Source organism: Streptomyces vilmorinianum, from assembly GCF_005517195.1.
GTDB classification, from domain to species: Bacteria; Actinomycetota; Actinomycetes; order Streptomycetales; family Streptomycetaceae; genus Streptomyces; species Streptomyces vilmorinianum.
Genome location: NZ_CP040244.1, coordinates 4250447 through 4271140 on the forward strand (window position 1 = coordinate 4250447; position 20694 = coordinate 4271140).

16 protein-coding genes are annotated in these 20694 nt (G+C 73.0%); 9 read left to right on the forward strand and 7 right to left on the reverse strand.

Annotation, left to right across the window (positions count from 1 at the left end; translation table 11 throughout):
- Window positions 1-57: 57 nt before the first annotated feature.
- From FDM97_RS19890 to FDM97_RS19905, 4 genes are all read left to right on the forward strand, one after another.
- Complete coding sequence (locus tag FDM97_RS19890; RefSeq protein WP_137991730.1) at window positions 58-663, forward strand: hypothetical protein; 606 nt, start codon at window positions 58-60, stop codon at window positions 661-663.
- Between the two features lie 133 nt (window positions 664-796).
- A complete protein-coding gene (locus FDM97_RS19895; protein ID WP_137991731.1) occupies window positions 797-1534 on the forward strand; it encodes a hypothetical protein in 738 nt (245 codons plus the stop codon).
- A 141-nt stretch (window positions 1535-1675) separates the two neighbouring features.
- Window positions 1676-2539: a bis(hydroxyethyl) terephthalate hydrolase gene (gene bdeA, locus FDM97_RS19900; protein WP_137991732.1), complete on the forward strand. Its 864-nt coding sequence runs from the start codon at window positions 1676-1678 to the stop codon at window positions 2537-2539.
- Between the two features lie 57 nt (window positions 2540-2596).
- The gene (locus FDM97_RS19905; protein WP_137991733.1) at window positions 2597-2917 is read left to right on the forward strand and encodes a cupin domain-containing protein; all 321 of its coding nucleotides are present in this window, start codon (window positions 2597-2599) and stop codon (window positions 2915-2917) included.
- A gap of 93 nt (window positions 2918-3010) precedes the next feature.
- Here FDM97_RS19905 and FDM97_RS19910 read toward each other — a convergent pair whose 3' ends face one another.
- Window positions 3011-6001, reverse strand: a complete 2991-nt coding sequence (locus FDM97_RS19910; protein WP_137991734.1) for a tetratricopeptide repeat protein — start codon at window positions 5999-6001, stop codon at window positions 3011-3013.
- Window positions 5998-7863, reverse strand: a complete 1866-nt coding sequence (locus tag FDM97_RS19915; RefSeq protein ID WP_137991735.1) for an HSP90 family protein — start codon at window positions 7861-7863, stop codon at window positions 5998-6000. The genes FDM97_RS19910 and FDM97_RS19915 overlap by 4 nt, the downstream gene beginning before the upstream one ends.
- A 197-nt stretch (window positions 7864-8060) precedes the next feature.
- On the opposite strand from FDM97_RS19915, the gene FDM97_RS19920 reads away from it, so the two are divergent.
- From FDM97_RS19920 to FDM97_RS19935, 4 genes are all read left to right on the forward strand, one after another.
- Window positions 8061-9245, forward strand: coding sequence for a serine hydrolase domain-containing protein (locus FDM97_RS19920; protein WP_137991736.1), 1185 nt, complete (start codon window positions 8061-8063; stop codon window positions 9243-9245).
- A gap of 663 nt (window positions 9246-9908) precedes the next feature.
- On the forward strand, window positions 9909-10829 hold the full coding sequence (locus FDM97_RS19925) for a S1 family peptidase (RefSeq protein ID WP_137991737.1): 921 nt from the start codon (window positions 9909-9911) through the stop codon (window positions 10827-10829).
- A 1568-nt stretch (window positions 10830-12397) separates the two neighbouring features.
- Window positions 12398-14410: a helix-turn-helix domain-containing protein gene (locus tag FDM97_RS19930; RefSeq protein ID WP_175439173.1), complete on the forward strand. Its 2013-nt coding sequence runs from the start codon at window positions 12398-12400 to the stop codon at window positions 14408-14410.
- 180 nt (window positions 14411-14590) lie between these two features.
- Window positions 14591-15262: a LamG domain-containing protein gene (locus FDM97_RS19935; protein WP_137994923.1), complete on the forward strand. Its 672-nt coding sequence runs from the start codon at window positions 14591-14593 to the stop codon at window positions 15260-15262.
- Between the two features lie 46 nt (window positions 15263-15308).
- Here FDM97_RS19935 and FDM97_RS19940 read toward each other — a convergent pair whose 3' ends face one another.
- Both FDM97_RS19940 and FDM97_RS19945 read right to left on the reverse strand, forming a co-directional pair.
- Window positions 15309-17051, reverse strand: a complete 1743-nt coding sequence (locus tag FDM97_RS19940; RefSeq protein ID WP_137991739.1) for a sigma-70 family RNA polymerase sigma factor — start codon at window positions 17049-17051, stop codon at window positions 15309-15311.
- A 168-nt stretch (window positions 17052-17219) separates the two neighbouring features.
- The gene (locus FDM97_RS19945) at window positions 17220-17570 is read right to left on the reverse strand and encodes a helix-turn-helix domain-containing protein (protein WP_137991740.1); all 351 of its coding nucleotides are present in this window, start codon (window positions 17568-17570) and stop codon (window positions 17220-17222) included.
- Between the two features lie 168 nt (window positions 17571-17738).
- On the opposite strand from FDM97_RS19945, the gene FDM97_RS19950 reads away from it, so the two are divergent.
- Window positions 17739-18110: a hypothetical protein gene (locus FDM97_RS19950; RefSeq protein WP_137991741.1), complete on the forward strand. Its 372-nt coding sequence runs from the start codon at window positions 17739-17741 to the stop codon at window positions 18108-18110.
- A gap of 74 nt (window positions 18111-18184) precedes the next feature.
- On the opposite strand, the gene FDM97_RS19955 is transcribed toward FDM97_RS19950, so the two are convergent.
- The 3 genes from FDM97_RS19955 to FDM97_RS19965 form a co-directional block, all read right to left on the reverse strand.
- A complete protein-coding gene (locus FDM97_RS19955) occupies window positions 18185-18511 on the reverse strand; it encodes an SCO5918 family protein (protein WP_137991742.1) in 327 nt (108 codons plus the stop codon).
- A gap of 55 nt (window positions 18512-18566) precedes the next feature.
- Complete coding sequence (locus FDM97_RS19960) at window positions 18567-18953, reverse strand: CBS domain-containing protein (RefSeq protein ID WP_137991743.1); 387 nt, start codon at window positions 18951-18953, stop codon at window positions 18567-18569.
- Window positions 18954-19035: 82 nt separating this feature from the next.
- Window positions 19036-20514, reverse strand: a complete 1479-nt coding sequence (locus FDM97_RS19965) for a DEAD/DEAH box helicase (protein WP_137991744.1) — start codon at window positions 20512-20514, stop codon at window positions 19036-19038.
- Between the last annotated feature and the right edge of the window lie 180 nt (window positions 20515-20694).

Sequence of the window (20694 nt, forward strand, 5' to 3'; positions counted from 1 at the left end):
CGCGCCCTCGCCGACGCGGCACGATCATCGTCAGAGGTCCGTCGTAAGCTCCCGCTCATGGCCGAGACACTCATGATCTACGACGGAACGACGAGCGAGACGGCCGCCGGGCCGCGCACCGGGGGCGTCCCGCTCGTGCCCGTCGGCTTCACCTGGCCGGAGTGCGGCACGTGCGAGGGCGCGATGCAGTTCCTTGCGCACCTGCCGCGGGACCACGGAGTGGTCTCCGTGTTCAAGTGCGCGAACGATCCCGGTCAGTGCGAGGAGTGGGAGGCCTTCGACGGCGGCAACCGCGCCTACCTGTTCCCCCACGACGGGCTGGTCCCCGCGACCGTTCCCACCGAGGGCGAGACCCGGCTCGGGGCGGTCTCCGCGATCAGGACGGAGACCGTCGACGAGGCGGCCGGCTACGACTCCGCCCGACAGACGTACGCGACCCGCTGCGGCCGGGGGCGCGCCGTTCTCGGCTCGCTCGGGGGTGAGCCGTCCTGGTACTACGAGGAGCAGCGGCCGAACTGTCAGGGCTGCGGTCAGGCCATGGAGTTCGTGGCGCACCTGGAGGAAGGCAACGACTCCGCTACGGCGGCCAACCTCGGTGGCGGTCTCGGCTACGTCCTGACCTGCACCCCGTGCGCGGAAGCCGTCTTTCTCATACAGAGCTGACGCGGAGCGGACCCGGACAGGGCGGAGGGGCCGCCGCCAACCGTGTGCTCCGGTCGGAGTCGGCCCCCTGCCGCGCCCCCACGCCACCGCCCACTGAAAGAATCTCCATGTCCCGCACGCAGAGGAGGACGCCATGAACGCCGCCGACGAAGGCGGGTACCTGCTGGACTCGGCCAGCGTCATGAACGCGAAGACGACCCTCCTCGAACTCCTCGGCCGCGCCGGTGTGTTTCGGGACGAGGCCGAGGAGCTGATCGCGCTCGTCGAGGCCGGCGCTCTCGCGGGGGCACACCGTGAGGTCGGCGAGATCGAGGGCAGCGCCCCGGAGGGGAAGGGCGAGCCGTACACCACCGGGTGGCTCGCCGGTGCCCGGGCCGTCGGCGACGCACTCCACCGCGCCGCCGAGAGCGCCCTGGGGCGCGCCGTCCAAGAGGAGGAAGAGCCGGACACCCCGCACGTCCATCCCCCGGTCGGAAGGGTGGACGTGGAGCGGGCGAAGGTGGCGGTCACCCCGCTCTACCTGTCGTTCACGCACCTCTCCGAGCTCGACCCCGAGGTGTCCCAGGAGGTCCTGTCCGCCGTTCTGGGCACGATGAGCGCCTCGGAACGCGGCGGATACGCCGGACGGCTCGAGGAGTTCGCCGAGAGCCGGCACGCACAGCTGGCCCTGCTGTACGACCGGTACGGCCCGGGCAGCGATGTCGCGATCCACGGGCGCTACTCCCTCCTCCACTCCCCCACCAGCGTCGCCGTGCTCGAACGTCTCACCACCGAGCCGTCCGCACTGCGGGCGGAGTGGGAGCACGCCGAGCTGCCTCCCGTGTGGCTGGAAGGGCTGGCGAAGGCGTGGGGCGCCGCTCAGCCGGAGTGATGCCGTTGACGTGAGTCCGCCACCGGTGGTTCTGCCGATGCCTTCGTCCCTCGTGGCCCGGACAGTGACCGGGCCTGTCAATTCCACGGCTGCCCCAGCCTCCGGTGGCAGCCGTACACGACACGAGAGGACGACTCCGTCGTGAAACGACACCTCGCCGCCGCCGCGGCCCTCTGCTCCCTCACCCTGCTCGCCGCACCGGGCGCGCAGGCCGCGGACCACCCCTACGAGCGCGGCCCGGCACCCACCGACGCCAGTATCGAGGCGCTGCGCGGCCCGTACGCCGTCGCCGGCACCAGCGTCTCCTCCCTCGCCGCCACCGGCTTCGGCGGGGGCACCATCTACTACCCGACCTCGACCGCCGACGGCACGTTCGGCGCGGTCGTCATCTCCCCCGGGTTCACCGGGACCCAGTCCTCCATCGCGTGGCTCGGACCGCGTCTCGCCTCCCAGGGCTTCGTCGTCTTCACGATCGACACCCTCACCACGCTCGACCAGCCGGACAGCCGGGGGCGTCAACTCCTCGCCGCACTCGACCACCTCACCCAGCGCAGCTCCGTCCGCGACCGCGTCGACAGCAGCCGTCTCGGCGTCATGGGGCACTCGATGGGCGGTGGCGGCGCACTCGAAGCCGCCAAGACACGGCCCTCCCTGCAGGCCGCCATTCCGCTCACCGCCTGGAACACCGACAAGACCTGGCCCGAGATCCAGACGCCGACGCTGGTCGTGGGCGCGGACGGCGACACCGTCGCCCCGGTCGCCACCCACTCGGAGCCGTTCTACGAGAGCCTTCCCGGCTCGCTCGACAAGGCGTACCTGGAGCTCAACAACGCGACCCACTTCTCGCCCAACACGTCCAACACCACGATCGCGAAGTACAGCATCTCGTCGCTCAAGCGCTTCATCGACAACGACACCCGCTACGAACAGTTCCTCTGCCCGCTGCCCCGCCCCAGCCTGACCATCGAGGAGTACCGCGGCACCTGCCCCCACACCTCCTCGTGACGCAGAGGGGTGGCGGGATCTGCTCGAACGCCTCGGACGTGCTGCTGTACTGCGCACATGGCAGATCTGAAGCGGTGCCAGGAAGGCGCGTTCGGCGTGGGCATCAGCGCCCAGTCGGCGGGGGCGGAGCGGTTGTGCCTGCACCGGCTGGTGATGCCCGCCGGGACGCGCGGCCGCCCTCATCTGCACGAGGGACACGAGTCGGCCACCTTCGTCCAGTCCGACCAGGTGGAGGTGTGGCACGGGCAGGATCTGGCCGAGGACATGGTCTGTCTGGTCGCGCGGACCGATCCCGACGAGCAGGAAGGCGTCCGTCTGCTGGAGCTCCCGGTGCGCCTCGCCTCCAGGGTCGGGCCGCTGCCCGTCGGGGCCGGCTGACCATGGGGTGAACCGGTGGAACCGGGTGAACCCTCCGATACGGAGAGAACTCGCGTCTCCGGGGCGGTCCGCACCCCCCGGAGACGCGGGACGTCACCTCAGTTGTTCGAGCAGACTCTCCGCTCGCGTCGTGATGTCGGCCGCGGCAGGGCCTTCGAGCGTGCCGAGTTCGGTGACGAGCGTGGTCAACCGGGCGATGCCGCTCTCCGTACGGCCCAGCTCCTGTTCCGTCCACGCCGCGTAGGCCACGCACTGGAAGCGCTCGTGGAGTGCGTCCGCTCCGAACTCCGCGTAGAGCGCGGCGGCCTGGTCGAGGAGGAGGACCATCTGCTCGCGGGTGGCCCGCCCCTCCGGTGAGGGCCGGCCCTCCTCACCCTCGTCCTCACCCTCACCTTCGTCCTCGTCCTCGTCCTCAAGCTCGTCCTGGAGCAGCCGGGCGAGCTGCTGCCAGGTCTGGGCCCGCTCGTACCGCATCCCGGCCTCGTCGGAGTCGTCGACGACGGAGAGTGCCTCCTCCATCAGGGCACGCGCGCGGGTGAACCCGTCGCCGGACTCCTCGTCCTCCGCCGCCAGCCATGCCAGCGAGCGCAGCACCCGCGCCTCGGCCACCGGGTTGCCGCCCGCTCGCCGCCAACGCTCAAGGGACCGCCCGTAGGCGGCTTCGGCCTCCGCGTGCAGTCCGCCGTCGGCGAGTGCCTCCGCGGCCGAGTGGGCGAGACCGGCCTCGAACCGGGGGTCGTCCCATCTCTTGGCGGTCTCCGCGGCCAGCAGATACTGCTCGGCGGCGGCGCGCGGGTCGTGCAGCTCCCGCAGCAGTCCACCGAGCAGCTCCCTGGCCTGTACGCCCTCCCCCTCGCCGTGCTCCACCAGGTCCGGCAGCGCGGACTGGAGCACCTCCGTGGCCTCGGCGGTGCGCTCGGCCGCCGCGTACGCCCGTGCGAGGAGCAGCCTCGCGCGGGCCCCGGCCGTCGCCGCGAGTCCGGCCTCGTCGAGCCAGTGCGTCGCGTCGAGGGCGAGCAGCGCCGCCTCCTCGGCATGGTCGCCCCGGCGGAGCAGGATGTCCGCGAGGGTCAGCCGTACGCCGGCCTGGTCGGCCCCTTCGGTCAGCTCGGCGGCGTGAGCGAGCGCGGTACGGGCGGTGGACTCGGCGTCGTCCAGTTGTCCGCGCGCGGCCAGCACGCTCGCCTGCAGGGACAGCGGTTCCACCGCGTCCCAGGGCTGCTCCGCGGCCAGGAGGCGTCGCGCCGCCGAGGTGAGCAGCGGCGCCGCCCGGTCGAGGTCGTCCACCGCGAGAGCCAGCTTGGCCAGCATCAGTTCGGCGTCGGCGAGCAGGTCGGCCGCGCTCCCCGGGCCGGCCGTCAGGGCCGCCGTCTCGTCGCCGTACGCGGCGACGAGGCCCTCCAGCTCGGCGACCAGGCGGGTGTCCACGGGCGATGCCGGCCCGTCCGTCGCGCGCTCGCGCAGGTACGACTCGATCCGCAGGGTGGTGAGTTCGGACCCGACGAGGCGCCGCAGGCGTTCCGGGTCGTTCTCGTCGAGTGCCTGCGCCGCCCGCGCGGCGGCGCCGAGCAGCTCCCGTACCTCGTCGGGTTCGGCGTCGAACTGGGCGGCGGATCCGGCGACTCCGAGCTGCGCGTGGGCCGCCCGGCTGTGCTGTCCGGCCGCGCGGTAGGAGGCGGCCGCCTCCGCGTACAGGGCGCGGGCCGCCGGGTCGCCGGTACGCGCCGCGGTCGCGGCCCGGTGCGCGAGCAGGTCTCCGGCGAGTGCCGGGTCGGAGAGGTCGGCGCCGTCCGCGCCCCCCTGGCCGGTCTCGGCGAGCCGGGCCACCCGCGCCCACAGGGCCTCGGTGGACGGATGCCCCTGCTGCCGGGCCGCGCGGGCGCGGTCGAGGAGCGCGGTGAACTCCGCGTCCGTACCGTCCTCTCCGGTGCCGCGGGCGGCGGTCGGACGTGCCGCGCTCGCGGACGGCAGCTCCGCGCTGCGCACGCCCAGGGGAAGCGCCGCGACCAGTGGCTGCTGTCCGATCCGGTCGACCAGACGCCGGGAGACGAGCGCCGTCCCGTTGCGTGCGTCGAAGCGGGCGGCGATGCCCGTGGCCTCGGCGTACAGCAGCTCGTACAGCTCCTTCACGGTGCGGTTCGTCCCCTGGTGGGAGACGGTGGGGCCGTCCCCGTGTCCCAGGTCGGTGAGCCGGCGCAGCAGGACGAGCACGCCCCCGGCGAACTCCATCTGCGATTCGACGTCCGCGAGCGGGCCGAGGTGGGCGGCGTGCTCGGCGAGGATCTCGAGGCCGCGTGACTCGTTCCCGGTCAGGGCGCAGAACTCGATGTGCTCGCCGACCGAGCGGAGCAGGCTCTCCTTGCCGCGGACCATGCGGTATCCCCGGAGGTGGTACGAGCGGGCCTCGTCGCCGCGGCCGAGGCGGACCAGGGGCAGCAGGGAGAGCGCGAGGACCCGGTGGGGCTCCTCCATGCACGACCGGCCACCGGAGAGCACGGGCTCCCAGACCTCGATGGCCTTGGCGTCGTCGCCCTTGCGCGCCCAGTACCAGCCCTGGGTGTTGGTCTCGCAGGCGTGGCAGTCGCTCATCGTGTCACGCTCGGCGGCCGCCCAGCCGGCGATGGCCCGCTCCATCCGGGCCTGGTCGCCGGTCGCGTCGGCCAGATGGAACTCGGCCTGCCGCACGGCCCGTTCGCTGTAGCCGGCCAGTCGGTAGCGGCGCTCCATGTCCGTCAGCCAGCCGTCCACCGCGGTGAGCGGGATCTCGGGGGACTCGACGATCCGTCCGGCGACCCACTTGAAGCGCCAGAACAGACGGTGCACCTCGTGGGCGCCGAAGGAGCCCGGGTCGCGGTCGTACTCCTGGAGCAGCCGGGCGAAGGGGACCACCATCTTGGTGCGCTCCGCGCTGTACTCGTACGCCTCGATCATGCCGACGAGCGCTCGGCGGAACAGCTCGCGGTCGCCGGTGGCCTCGGCGGCCGCGCCGAGCGCCTCCGCGTGGGTGTTGCGCGCCGTCCCGTACGGGGCCCGGGCGTTCTCGTCGAGCGCGCGGTGGATCTCCTCGGGGGTCAGGGTGGTCACTTCTGGTTCTCCTGGGGGTTCGCGGCGGCGGTGGAGTGGGTCGCCCATTCCAGGAGACCGAGGAAGGCCCGGTTGAGCAGGGCGGAGTCGGCGGGGCGCAGGGGCCGCTGCGACATCAGCAGGGCCTGGCCGTACAGCGACTCGACGGCGGTGCCGGTGAGTTCGTCGTCGGGCAGCCCGGCGATCCGGCGGATCAGCGGGTTGTTGTGGTTCAGGACGAGCCGTGCGCGGGGTGCCGAGCCGCGCAGGGAGCCGAGGATGTCGCTCCACAGCGAGTCGGCGTTCTCCTGGGCGGTGGCCCGGTCCCGCTCGTGCCGCGCCTGGCGGTCGTCCAGGAACAGGGCGGGCACGCTCACCGGCTGGAACGCGCGCAGCGCCACGTCGCAGCCGTGCGGGTCCAGGCGGGTGCGGGCGGTGGCGAGGAAGCGCGCGAGGGCCAGCTCGGCGGTGGTGGAGACCGGGTCCAGTCGGTCGGTGACGGCTCCCGCGTCGAGTTCGGTGACCTTCACCCCGGGCCGCACGGCGGGCAGCAGAGCGAGCAGTTCGGCGTCGTAGGTATAGCCGGCGTTGACGACACCGAGGCCGTGAGCGGCGGCGATCGGGGCGATCTGCCGGAACTCCTCCACGGTGCGGGTGAAGTGGATCTCGTCGTGCGCGGCGGCGAACTCCTCCAGGTTGAGCTGCCCGTCGCTGGTCTCGAAGGGCAGCCAGGGCAGCATGAGCTCGAAGAGCTCCGCGTCGTGGCGCGCCAGGGACTTCACGCCGAGGTGGTGGACGCGCAGGAAGGCCGCGAGCCGTTGCGGGTCGCCCGCGGCGAGCTCGGCCAGCCACTGCCGGACGCGGGCGCCGAGCGCGTCGCGAACGGCGGCGAGCGTCTCGTCGTCGTACAGGTTCTCGCGCGAGGCGGTGGGCCGCAGCGAGTCCGTGTCCACCACGGCCCGTACGAAGAAGGCCCAGTCGGGCAGCAGGTTGCTCGCGTGGTCGGTGAGCAGCATGCCCTTGAGGTAGGCGCGGTGCCCGGCCCTGTGCGCGGGGCTGGTCGGCTCCGGCAGGACGTACGCCACTCCGCGTACTCCGGCGACCGGCAGGTCGAGGTCGATCGTGTCGAGCGGGGTGAATCCGAAGACGCGCGCGCAGTGCCCGGCGAGCGCCACGCGGCGGGCGGCCGGGGTCGGGTAGGCGCGGTCCCAGACGGCGGGGCGGTCGGTGACCGGGCGCTCGTCGCCGTCCGCGCCGGCGAAGGTGATGTCGTACGGGAGCAGGGAGCCGAAGTCCTGGGCCAGTTCCTCGACGCGGGAGGGCTCCATCCACTCACCGGCGCCGGGGCGCGCCTCCAGGTACACGGTGGTGCCGGGCTCGGGGCGGGCCTCGTCGGGCAGCACCCGGACCGTGTACGAGCCGTCGTCGGAGGCGAGCCACTCCACCGGCGCGGCGCCGGGGGTGCGTGCGGACCGGCTGACCACCCTGATCCGGCGTGCCACCACGAAGCAGGCGAGCAGGCCGATGCCGAACTGGCCGAGGAACTCGCGGCGTGCCGACTCCAGTCCGTGCTCGCCACCGCGCTTGGAGCTGCGGCCGATGGTGGCGAGCAGGGTGTGGACCTCGTCGGACGTCAGACCGATGCCGCTGTCCTCGATGGAGACCGTGCCGTCGGCGGCGTGGAGCCGGATGCGGATCCGCGCGGCGGGGTCGAGGGCCTGCCGGGCGGTGACGGCGTCCACGGCGTTCTGCAGCAGCTCGCGGACGTAGACCCGGGGGCTGGAGTAGAGATGGTGGGACAACAGGTCGACCAGCCCGCGCAGATCGACCTGGAAGCTGTTGACGTCCGGCGCCGTCTCGTGGTCCGGGGTGGCGGAAGTCATGGTGCATCACCTCGTGTGTGCGCATGGGTGAACAAGCGACCTCGAGGACCCCCCCTCATAGATCGCGAACTGAGACACAGAGTAAGGGCCGCCACGGACAGTCGCCTCGGAGATATGCGCGGTCCGCACGGCCCTTCCCTCCGTTCCGACCAGTCGGTACGTTGCGGTGGAGTCGCCCGAGCGCCCTGGAGGACGTCATGCACGAGCCCGAGCATCACGCTTCGCCCGCCCCCGTGATCGAGGGCCACTGCGACCCCCGCTTCGGCGCGGTACGGGACGCCTTCGCGTCCAACTTCCGCGAGCGGGACGAGCTCGGCGCCGCGGTGACGGTCCAGATCCACGGCGAGACCGTGGTGGACCTGTGGGGCGGCTGGGCGGACGCCGCCCGCACGTGCCGCTGGGAACGCGACACGCTGGTCAACGTCTGGTCCACGACCAAGGGCGTGACCGCGCTCTGCGCCCACCTGCTGGCGGACCGCGGGCTGCTCGATCTCGACGCTCCGGTCGCCGCGTACTGGCCCGAGTTCGGCGCGGCCGGCAAGGAGGCGCTTCCCGTACGCCACCTCCTCTCCCACCGCGCGGGTCTGGCGGGTCTGCGGGAGCCGCTGACCCTCGAGGAGTTCTACGACTGGGAGGTGACGACCGCCCGGCTGGCCGCGACGGAGCCGTGGTGGGAGCCCGGCACCCGGTCCGGCTACCACGCGATGACGTACGGCTTCCTGGTCGGCGAGGTGATCCGGCGCATCACCGGCCGGCTGCCCAGCGCCTTCCTCCGCGACGAGATCACCGGCCCTCTGGACGTCGACTTCACCATCGGGCTGCCCGAGAAGGAGGCGGACCGGGCGGCGGAGCTGGTGCATCCGCGCGCCGCCTCGGCCGGCGAACAGGCTGCGGTCTTCGCCCAGTTGGCGCCCGCGGCGCAGGCCGCCCTGGCCAACCCGCTCGTCGGTGCCGCGCAGGCCAACAGCCCCGAGTGGCGCGCCGCCGAGCTGCCTGCGGCGAACGGGCACGGAACGGCCCGCGCGGTCGCCACGCTGTACGGGGTCTTCGCCGGGCGAGGCCGGTCGGGAGACCACCGCGTCCTCTCCGAGCAGGCCGCGGAACGCGCGCGTGAGGGACAGGGAGCCTGTCGGGACCTGATGCTGGGCGCGGGCTTCGCCCATGACACGGAGTGCGCCCTCGGCCTCTGGCTCAGCGGCCCCAACTCCTCCTACGGCCCCAACCCCCGGGCCTTCGGACACGACGGTTTCGGTGGCTCCTGCGGCCTGGCGGACCCGGAATCGGGCGTCTCGCTGGGCTACGTGATGAACCGCATGGGGCCCGACATCGCGGACGACCCTCGCAAAATGGCCCTGGTCGAGGCGGTGTACGCGGCGCTCTGACGTCGGCGCACACGGGGTGGGCTCCCGACGGCGACGGGAAGGCGGCGGGAACCGGACACCCGGCCCGCTGGGGCGAAGGGGCACGATTGCGGCATTGGGAGGTGCCGGCGTCCGGACCACTGCCCCCTGGACGCCCCCTCTTCCGAGGCAACGCGGACCGGGCACCCTCACGGCCCCGGCCGAGGCGGCACGGGGAAGTGTGCGCCCGCTACTCCTTCGCGACGCCGACCGGGGCCCTGTCCGCCGGGGTGCCGGTGGTGGCCGTGCACGAGGCGCGGGGGCGGGGTGCCTCGGGGGTTGAACTGGAGAATCGGTACGAGTCCCTCCGCTTTCTCGCCTCACACCACGGCCCCCGACCCCGGGCCCATCAGCACCTCCTGAAAGTACGTCAGCAAAGTCCGGTAAGCGTTTGCACTCCACTCTCCGCTCGCGTCGGCCACGGAGGGACCTCCACCCGCCCCCGGCGCCCACACGACTTTGGACCACATGGACGCGCGTAGATCGGCCGAAAGGCGTTCTTGCCGCGGGCACCGTCCGGATTCGAGGATTCCCCCCATCGAGATTGACAGGTTCATGTCGGAGCACCCTCCGACCCGGCCCTGTCGACCCCGTTTCAAGGGCCCGCCCACCCAGCGAGCCCCCAATCCCCCACCGGAGGATGCAGTGAACCTCAAGCGTCTGTCCCCCCTTGGCGGCGCGGCGAAGGGCGCCCGGCTGATCGCCGTGGCCTCCGCGCTCCTGGCCGCCTCAGCGCTTGCCGCGCCCAGCTCGTCCGCGGCGACGGCCGAGGCCGGCCGGGCCACCGCCGCCCAACTCGCCGTCGCCGACGACGCCGTACGCGGAGCCGACGTGCCCGGCACCGCGTGGTACACCGACCAGGCGACCGGGAAGCTCGTCGTCACCGCCGACTCCACCGTCTCCGCCACCGAGATCGCCAAGATCAAGAAGGCGGTCGGCGACCGCGCCTCCGCCCTGGAGATCAAGCGCACTCCCGGCGCGTTCAACAAGCTGATCGCGGGTGGCCAGGCCATCTACGCGGGCGGCGGCGGGCGCTGCTCCCTCGGCTTCAACGTCCGCAGCGGCACGACGTACTACGCCCTGACGGCCGGTCACTGCACCAACATCGCCAGTACCTGGTACACCAACTCGTCGAACACGACGGTGCTCGGCACCCGGGCCGGTTCCAGCTTCCCGACCAACGACTACGGCATCATCCGCCACTCCAACGCCTCGGCGGCGGACGGCCGCGTCTACCTCTACAACGGCAGCTACCGCGACATCACCGGCGCGGGCAACGCCTACGTGGGCCAGTCCGTCCAGCGCAGCGGCAGCACCACCGGACTGCGCGGCGGCACGGTCACCGGTCTCAACGCGACCGTCAACTACGGCGGTGGCGACATCGTCTACGGCCTGATCCAGACCAACGTCTGCGCCGAACCGGGTGACAGCGGCGGCGCGATGTTCGCCGGCAGCACCGCGCTCGGCCTCACCTCCGGCGGCAGCGGCAACTGCTCCAGCGGCGGCACCACGTTCTTCCAGCCGGTGACGGAGGCCCTCAGCGCGTACGGCGTGAGCGTCTTCTAGTTCCGGCGGATCCGGTACGCACCACCTCGCGGGCACACAGGCCGGCGGTCCCTCCCGGGGGCCGCCGGCCTTCCGGCCCTCGCGGCGGGGCCGGGGGATCCAAGCGGTGTCCGACCTGGTCGGTATCGTGCACCGAACATATGAGCCCTGCCCCTCACTTGCCCCCTGGAGGCCCTACGGTGCGCCGCCGGCTCCCGCCACTTCTCGCGGCTCTCCTCGCGGTCCTGTCCCCGCCGCACCCGCGAGCGCGGCGGACGCCGCCGACTGCACCGCCCCGGGCGTCGAACGCTTCGGCACGGCCTCGCCCACCGGCGCGATCGTCGGCGCCGTCGTGCACGAGGGGCGTGGTTACGTCGTCACCCGCGGCCGGAAGCCCCCGGTCCTCGCCGAGTACGACCTCGCCACGCGCACCGTCGTGCGCGAGACCGCGATTCCCGACGGCCCCGGCCCCGGCACGCCCGAGGGCGCATGGGCGATGGCCCTGTCGGGCGGCAAGATCTACATCGGTACGTACGTCGATCCCAGCCTGTACCGCTACGACCCCGCCACGGGCACGGTCACGCACCTGAAGACCTTCGGCGGCGAGGGCGGCTTCATATGGAGCCTCGCGGCCGCCCCGGACGGGGTCCTCTACGCGGGCACCTATCCGAGCGGCCGGGTGTGGGAGTACAACCCCGCCACCGGGGCCGCCCAGGACCTCGGGGTGCTCTCCACCGGCGAGCGCTACGTCCGGGCCGTCGCCGCCGACGCCACGAACGTCTACGCGGGCCTGCTCGACTCCGGCAAGCTGCTGGCGATCAACCGGTCCACCAGGACGGTCCGTGTCCTGGCCACCAACCCCGGCGGCTTCTCCACCGTCTCCGTCGGCCGCACCCGCCTGCGCGCCGGCAGCGGCAGCACCCTGTTCGACGTGCGGACGGACGGCACCGACCTGCGGAAGGTCGCCCTGCCCGCCGGTACGTCGATCGACTCGATCGGCCTCGCCCCTGACTACACCGCGTACCTCTCCATCCGTCCGGGCGGCCTGGTCGCCCGCTACCGCACCGCGGAGCCCCTGAAGTGGTACCCGGCCCCGCGGGTCGGCGAGGGGACCCGGGGCCTGTTCCTCGACGGCTCCACGCTCACCGGCTTCTCCGGCAGCGGCGGAGTGTGGCAACTGGACGTCGACACCGAGCAGTCGGCGTACACCGACCTGTTGAAGGCGGGCCTGAGCGAGGGTGCCGAGCGGCCGCAGTCGATCCTCCGGGCGACCGACGGCACGGTCTGGGTGGGCGGCCACTTCAACGTCACCGTGCACGACACCGTCGCCCGGACGCATCGCTCGATCTGGGTGCCGGGCGAGCCGAAGGCGCTTGTCCAGCGCGGGGGGAAGATCTACGCGGCGATCTACCCGAGCGGCCGGATCGTCGAGATCGACCCGGCGCAGGGCGACGCCGTGCGCGAACTCGCCTTCCTGCCCAGCGGCCGGCAGCGCCCGTGGGACATGGAGTACGACCCCGTCACCGACCGGCTCCTGGTGGCCTCCGCGCCGCTCCTTCGCCGCGTACCACCGCCCGCCCGACGCGACCGTGGGGCGCACGCTGGGTCTGGGCCGGCTGACCCTCGCGAGCGCGGGGGCCCTCCTCGACGACGTGTGTCCGGTTACCGTCTCGCCGACCATCCGGGCGCGGCTGCTCGCGGAGGGAGCCGGACATCCCGGCGTCCTCACCGCCCTGGCCGGGCGCCTCTCCCCCGCGCAGCTGACGGGCGCGGCGCCGCTGCCGTACCCCCTGGTCCAGGACCCGCTGCTCGCCGAGGTCTATCGGGGCCTGCTGGAGGGCCTGCCCGCGGCGTACGGACGGCTGCTGACGCTCGTGGCCGTCGCCGGCGAGGCGACGGCCGGCTCCCCGGGGCAGCCGGCGCAGGCGGGCGGTGTCGGCGCGGACGCCGTCCTGGCCGCTGCCCGCGCCACCAAGGTCCCGCCCGGGACCCTCGACGCTCTTCTCGTGGACGGGCTGCTGCGCGGCCCGCGCGAGGCACTCCGCTTCGGCGACCCGCTGCTGCGCCGCGCGCTGCTGGCCGCCGCGCCGCGGACGGACCTGTTCGACGCCTCCGGCGCGGGCTCGCCGCCTTCCCGGGCGAGCGTGGCGCGTGGCCGGGCCGCGCTCGCCCAGGGGCTGGTCACCCTGACCGACGGGCCCGTCGAGGACGCCCACCAGGTGCTCCTCCTGGCCGCCGGGCTGCTGCGGGACGGCGCGCCGGAGGAGGCGGCCGACGCGCGGCTCCTCGCCATGGAGGCCGCCTGGTCGGCGGGTGACGCGGCAGCCTGTCTGACCGCCCTCGGGGACGCGGAGGGGGTGGGCGGCCTCCAGGGGGACGCCTCCGAGCGGGACTTCGTCCTCGGCATGCGGACGGCGCTCTCGGCCCGGCCGGCCGAGGCCCGTGCGCCGCTGGCCCGGGTGGTGGACCGGGACGGCGGAGCGGATACGCCCCGGCTCCTGATGCGGGCGGGTTCGGCCGCGCTGGTGCTGGGGGACACGGACTCCGCGGCGCGTATCCACGCGCGGGCCCTGGCCAGGGCCCGCGCGGAGCAGCGTACGAGCCTGCTGCCCCGGATCCTGGAACACCTCGCGTACGCCGAGCTCAGAGCCGGACGCCACGAGCGTGCCGCCGCCCACGCGCGCGAGGGCCTGCGGGCCGCGGAACGCACCGGCCAGCGGAACGTGGCGGCCCATCAGCACGCGGTCCTGGCGCTCGCCGCCTCCGTGGCCGGAGACGCGGAGTCGGTGACGGAGCACGCCGGGCGGTCGCTCGCCACGGCACGCCCGCACGGCCTCGCGCAGGCCGCGACCCTCGCCGAATGGGCGCTGGCCCGCTCCGAACTGAGTCGCGGGCTCGCCGCCCCGGCGGCGGCTCGCCTCGCGCCGCTCGTCCACCAGGGGCCGCGGGGCGGTCACTTCGCTCTTCGTATGCTGATCGTCCCCTGCTTCGTGGAGGCGGCCTGTGCGTCCGGCCGGACGGCGGAGGCGCTGTCGGCCACCGAGGAGTTCGCGCTCTGGGCGGCCCAGGGCATCGACCCTCAGGCTCCGGCCCAGCTGGCCCGTTGCCGGGCCCTGACCATGGGCGGGGACGAATCGGCCCACTGGTACGGCGAGGCCGTGCGGCGCCACGAGGAGGTGGGCAACGACTTCGAACGGGCCCGGACCCTGCTGGCCTACGGCACCTGGCTGCGCCGGCGCCGGCGGCCGCTCCAGGCGCGGGCTCTGCTCAGCGACGCGCTCGTCACCTTCGAGCGGGCGGCGGCGAAGCGCTGGGCCGGCCGGGCGCGGGCGGAGCTGCGGGCCACCGGAGGAACGGCGGCCGGTGCGGGCTCCTCTGCGGATCCTTGGGGACTGACACCGCAGCAGCAGCGCATCGCCGCGATGGTCGCGGAGGGCTCGACGAACCACGAGATCGCTGACCGGCTGTCCCTCAGCCCGCGCACGGTCGACCACCATCTGCGGAACGTCTTCGCCCGGCTGGGTGTCCGGTCCCGGGTCGAACTGTCGGGCGTACTGGCGCGGACCGCACCACCCCTCACGTCCCATCATTTCGGCGAGTGACGACTTCACGACAATGAGTCACCGATTCCGCATGATGGGGGCCTCGCCTGGGCAGAACCGCAGCGGGCCCTGACGCGCCCGTACGGAAAGGGGTGAGCGGTGCTGTCCGAACTTCTCGACCGGCTGCTACGACGCGGGGGCGCGGGCGGACGGACCGGCCGCCCGGGGACCGGCCCCGGCCTGCCCGCGCAGGCGAGGCGCTTCGGGACCCCGGTCTTCACCGCCGACTTCGCCTCGACCGAGCAGTGGGTCGCGGGCAGATCCTGGGCGTATCCGAACGGCGGGCCGATCAACCCGGACGACAACAAGCTCGACCACCTCGTGGAGGACCCCTCGTACAGCCGCACGGGGGTCTTCCGCGCGACGCGCCGGCCCGACGGCCGGTGGAACGCCGGGCTGCTGACGACGGAGGGCAGCGCGGAAGGCTTCCTGGTCCGCGCCGGTGACACGCTCGAAGCCCGCGTACGCCTGCCGGTGGAGAACGGCGCGTGGCCGGCGATCTGGACGTGGCTGGACGGCGGGCAGGAGATCGACGTCTTCGAGTACCACCCCGACAATCCCGATCTGCTGGAACTCTCCAATCGCGTCAGGGGAGGCCATCTCTACTACCGGCACCCGTCGATCCGGCCGGGGGCGTGGGTGGACCTCCGAGTCGAGTTGGGCGCGAGGTCGGTGGTGTGGTGGGTCAACGGCGAGCAGGCCTTCGCCGACCGCCGGGGCGTGGGCCGCACCTGGCGGGCGCACCTGATCGTGAACCTGTCCGTCTGTGCCGGGAGATACCACCCCGCGCCCGATCCGGCGGCGACGGAGATGTCGTACGAGGTGACGGAGCTGCGGGTGTACCGGGGATGAGGTCGGGGCACGCGGGCGCGACCCGGTGGTGGCAGCGCGGGCGTGCTCACTGCGCGCCGAAGACCTGGGTCCAGTAGGGGCCGCCGGCGGTGTGGATGCCGATCCCGATCTCCTTGAAGGAGCAGTTCAGGATGTTCGCGCGGTGGCCCGGGCTGTTCATCCAGGAGTCCATCACCTGCTCCGCGGTGCTCTGGCCCTTCGCGATGTTCTCGCCGTAGGTCGACCAGCGGTATCCGACCGCGGTGACGCGCTCGCCCGGGCCGTCGCCGTCGGGGTTGGTGTGGTCGAAGAAGTTCCGCGCCGCCATGTCGTCGGAGTGCCCCTGAGCGGCCTTGGTCAGCAGGGAGTTCTCGCTCAGCGCCCCGCACCCCTCCTTGGCCCGCTCGGAGTTGACCAGATCGATCACCTGCTGGGCGGTGGAGTCCGCACCGGAACCGGCGGTCGTGGCCGTGGGCTTCGGCCGGGGCGCCGGCGACGAGGTGCGGGGGGCGGCCGTCTTGGTGGGCGAGGGTTTGGGGGTGCGGCTCGCGGTGGCGGAGGGGCTCTTGCTGGGCTTCGGTGACGCGGACGGCGAGGGGGTGGCCGAGGTGGCCGGGACGGTGGTGGGGGGCTCGGTGGTGGGCAGGGCGGCACCGGGAGCCGCGGCGCGTGTCGCGTCCAGGGCCTCGACGTCCGTCTCGGGGCCGGTGATCAGGTAGAAGGACCCACCGGTGACCGCCACCACGGCTATGCCCGCGGCGACGACGGCGCGGCGGCGTCCGCGCCTGCGCTGCCGCTGGCGGCGGCGAGCGTTGCGGGCGCTGCGGGAGCCTCGGACCGCGGGCCCGCCGGAGCTCTGGGCTCCGTACGACGCGGTGGGCTCGCGCGGTCCACTCTGCTCGTACGGTCCACTCTGCTCGTACGGGCCGCTCGGCTCGTACGGGCCGCTCGGCTCGTACGGTCCGCCGAGCCCGTCCTGGGGCGCGGGGTGGGCGACGGACGCGGCGGCGAGACCGAAGCCGGCGCTCTCCCTGACGCTCGCGAGCAGCAGCGCCGTCGGGGGCACGAGCAGCAGTCCGGCGAGCAGCCCCTCGGCCGGGACGAGGCCGCTCCACAGACCCGCGCAGTGCGCGCAGGCGCGGGCATGCCGGGCTATTCGCTTGCGCCACAGCGCGGAGGGGTGACCGTCCCATGCCGCGATCTCGGACCGCAGGGTGGGGCAGAGCGGGTTCTCCGACAGGGCCCGTACGACGACCCGGGCGGCCTCCAGCTGTGCCTTCATCCGCTGCACCCGGACCGCGGTGTGCTGGGTGGAGAGCCCGAGGGCGTCCGCCACCTCGTACCGGGTCAGCTCGCCCGCGCACTCCAGCCACCACAGGGACAACAGGGCGCTGTCGTCCGGCTCCATCCAGCGGGTCGCCTCGGCGGTCTCGCGCCGCTGACCGGAGAGGTTCAGCCGGACGACGGTGAGGTCCACGAAGTCGGCGCCCGGTTGGGCCAGGTCGCGGGCCTCGTCGAGGCCGCCGGTGCGGAAGTCGGACTGCTGCGTCTGCCAGTGGCTGCGGATGCGGTTCATGGCGATGGCCACCAGCCACGACCGGAAGCTGTCCGGGGAGCGCAGGCCGCCGAGCCCGTCGAGCGCCCGCAGCATCGTGTCCTGCACGACGTCGTCGACGTCGTGGTGGCCGTTCATCGCCCGGCCCACGATGTTGTAGACGAGGGGCAGATAGGCGGCGATGAGCTGGTCCTGCGCCCACAGGTCTCCGCTCTGCGCCGCCCTGACCAGTTCCGTACCGTTCTGTACGCCCATGCCCTGATTCACCCTGCTTGTCCCGCCTGTTGTCGATGCCCAACACGTGGGAGACCGCAGGGCCTCCACCCGATAACAGGAAACGCAGAGAAATCCGCGCACATCTTCGGTGCGGGTCCGAAGGTTCCGGATCGGGCGGCCGAGACTACCTCGTGTGGCGCGGCGCGCCTACTGGGGCTTCTGCTGCCGCGACTGCTCCGACTCGCCCGCGGCCCTGCGGTACTCGGCGTTGATGCGCTGGGCCTCCTCGAGCTGGTCCTCCAGGATGATGATCCGGCAGGCGGCCTCGACGGGCGTGCCCTGGTCGACCAGCTCACGCGCGCGTGCGGCGATCCGCAGCTGGTAGCGCGAGTAGCGCCGGTGCCCGCCCTCCGAACGGAGCGGGGTGATCAGACGGGCCTCACCGATGGCCCGGAGGAATCCGGGGGTCGTACCGAGCATCTCGGCGGCCCGGCCCATGGTGTACGCGGGGTAGTCGTCGTCGTCCAGGCGATCGCTGAGCGGAGTGTCTGCTGGCATTCTCACCTCGTAGCCCAATGCGGCAAGGGGCCCTGATGCCCTATGGCACCGAAGGCCCCGAGGGGAATTGAACACCATCTTCCGGCCCCTGCGCCGCGCCGGCGTCCTCCACCGCTCCCGCCCGGCGGGACCGGTATCGGCGGCCGGCCGCCGATACAATCGGCGCTCATGTCGAAGCCTGACGAATTGCTCGTCGCCATCGCCGCCACGGTGGAGTCGGAGCAGAGCAATCAGATGTCCCTGACCGTGGTCACGGGCGGGACCGTCATCACCGGGCGGCTGGCCCCCGAAGCCGTCTGGAGGCAGCGGGTCTCGGAGGTCCTGGACGACTCCGACAGCCTCGGCCCCTTCTCACCGGTCTTCGCCGCCGGGGCCGCGGACCGGCCCGGCCGTGCCGAGCCGCCCACGCATCTGCACTTCCACGTGGCCCGGATCCTGCAGGGCAGCATGGGGATCCCGGAGACGGGCGGGATGTATCGCGTCGCCCTCACGGATGTCAGCGCCTGGACCGTCGGCGACTTCAGTTACTCCGACCGATGACCAAGCGCTGACCGAGCCCTGACCACGCCCTGACCGAGCGCTGCCCCAGCTCCTGCGAGCGTTCTCCGCGCGCGTTACGCGGCCTCCACGGCCCCTTCGGTCACGGGCGTACCGAGTTGCGCCGAGGCCGCCTGCAGGGGGCTGAGGCCCCGCCCGGGCGTCGCCGGGGGCAGATCGTGACAGGTGAAGCCGAGGAGGGCCATGGCCCTGGTGACCTCACCCGCGGTGAAGTCGCGGGGGTCCTGCCGGGTGATGACCTCGCCCACCTGCTTGACGGGGTAGCGGCGACGGCCGATGGTCACGGAGGGGCCCGTGACCATTCCGGGCTTGACGCCCTTCATCGTTTCCAGCACCCCGCTCTTCGTCAGTTCGAACGGAAAGCGGGCGATGACACAGCGCATGTTGCCTCACAGGTGGAGCCGGCGGTGGGGAAGGATCGGGTCGCGGAGCGGCTGATCAGCACGAGAGGGCGAAGACGCCCACGGCACGGCCGTCCTCGTCGACGACGGGCAGGGCCCGCACCTGCCGACCCCGCATCAGGTGCTCCGCCTCTCCTGCCGCGGTGACGGGCGAGGTGAACGGCCCGTCCGGGCCGGCGATCTCGCGCAGGCGCACCCGATCGGTGTACGCGGAGCCGTCGCGTACCCGGGTGAGCTGCGCCTGGGTGATCAGGCCCGTACACCGGCCGTCGCCGTCCGAGACGAGGAGATGCCCGGCTCGGGCACTGGCCATGACGGACAGGGCCACTTCCACGGTCATGTCGTCGCAGACCCGCGGGGCGGAGGTGTCCATCGTGTCGGAGACGGTCAGGACCGTGCGGAGTTCCGCTGTGCGGGAGTGCATCGGGGAGAGGGGCGAGGAGAGGGGCAAAAAGGTGCCTTCCGGAGCGAGGGTGGGTGTCCTGGTCACGCGGGTCTCGTGCCGTTCATGCCGTACGGTGCGGGCTCTGGCGCTGTTCCCTGCCCCGTGCCGCCTGACCTGCGCGGCGGCCGCGCGAGCCGGAGGTGCGCCTGCCGCGGGAGGCGGAGGCGCCGGACCGGGGTCGGTCGGCCGCCGGGGCCGTGATGACGACCGGTACGCCCGACGGAGTCCGCGCACCGGTGATACGGCTGAGCTGCTCCTCGCCCGAGCGGACCTCGGCGGCCTGCGGGCTGATGCCGGCGTCCGCCATCAGGCGGGCCATGCCGCGGCGCTGGTTGGGCAGGATCAGGGTGACCACGCGACCGGACCGGCCGGCGCGGGCGGTGCGGCCGCCGCGGTGCAGGTAGTCCTTGTGGTCGCTCGGCGGATCCACGTTGACCACGAGGTCGAGGTCGTCGACGTGGATCCCGCGCGCCGCGACATTGGTGGCCACGAGCACGGTGACGTGCCCGCTCTTGAAGTAGGCCAGGGTCCTGGTGCGCTGAGGCTGTGACTTGCCCCCATGGAGGGCGGCGGCACGGACTCCGCTCTGCAGCAGGTGGGTGGCGAGCCGGTCGACGGCGTGCTTGGTGTCCAGGAACATGATCACCCGGCCCTCGCGCGCCGCGATCTCGGTCGTGGTCCGGTCCTTGTCCGTCGCGCGCACATGCAGCACGTGGTGCTCCATGGTGGTGACGGCTCCCGCGGACGGGTCGACGGAGTGGACCACCGGGTCGCTCAGGTAGCGGCGTACGAGCAGGTCGACGTTGCGGTCCAGCGTGGCGGAGAACAGCATCCGCTGGCCGCCGGGGCTGACCTGGCCGAGCAACTCGGTGACCTGCGGCATGAACCCGAGGTCGGTCATCTGGTCGGCCTCGTCGAGGACGGTGATGGCGACCTGGTCCAGGCGGCAGTCGCCGCGCTCGATCAGGTCCTTGAGCCGGCCCGGCGTCGCCACGACGACCTCGGTCCCGGAGCGCAACGCGGCGGACTGCCGGCCGATGGACATGCCTCCGACCACGGTGGCCACGCGCAGCCTCAGCGAGCGGGCGTACGGCGTGAGCGCGTCGGTGACCTGCTGGGCCAGCTCGCGGGTGGGGACGAGGACCAGGGCGAGCGGCTGCCGGGGCTCGGCACGCCGGCCGGCGGTGCGGGCGAGCAGGGCGAGGCCGAAGGCGAGCGTCTTTCCGGATCCGGTGCGCCCGCGCCCGAGGACGTCGCGCCCCGCGAGCGAGTTCGGCAGCGTGGCGGCCTGGATCGGGAACGGTACGGTCACGCCTTCGGCGACGAGCGCCGCCAGCAACTGGGGCGGAAGGCCGAGATCACCGAAGGCCTCGACGGCGGGGAGCGCCGGGGTGGTCGTCACCGGCAGGGCGAACTCCCCCTGCGCCACGGCGGGCCGGCGATTGCGGGCGATCGGACGCTTCGGCGCACCGGAGTGACTGCCGGCGCGGCTACGGGAGGTGGTGCGGGTGGATCGGTCGTTCGTACGTGCTCGGTTCATGCAGAACCTTCCTTGATACGGCACGCATCAAGGAATTCTCCGGCATCGAGCGGCGTGGAGAACTGCAAGAACGAGCCGGCGAAATACATGTGCCCGTTCCGCGAAAAGATCCGCGAAACGAAACGAGCCGGGGCCCGCACCCCAAGGTGCGGGCCCCAGCTGCGTCGGTACGCTTCAGCG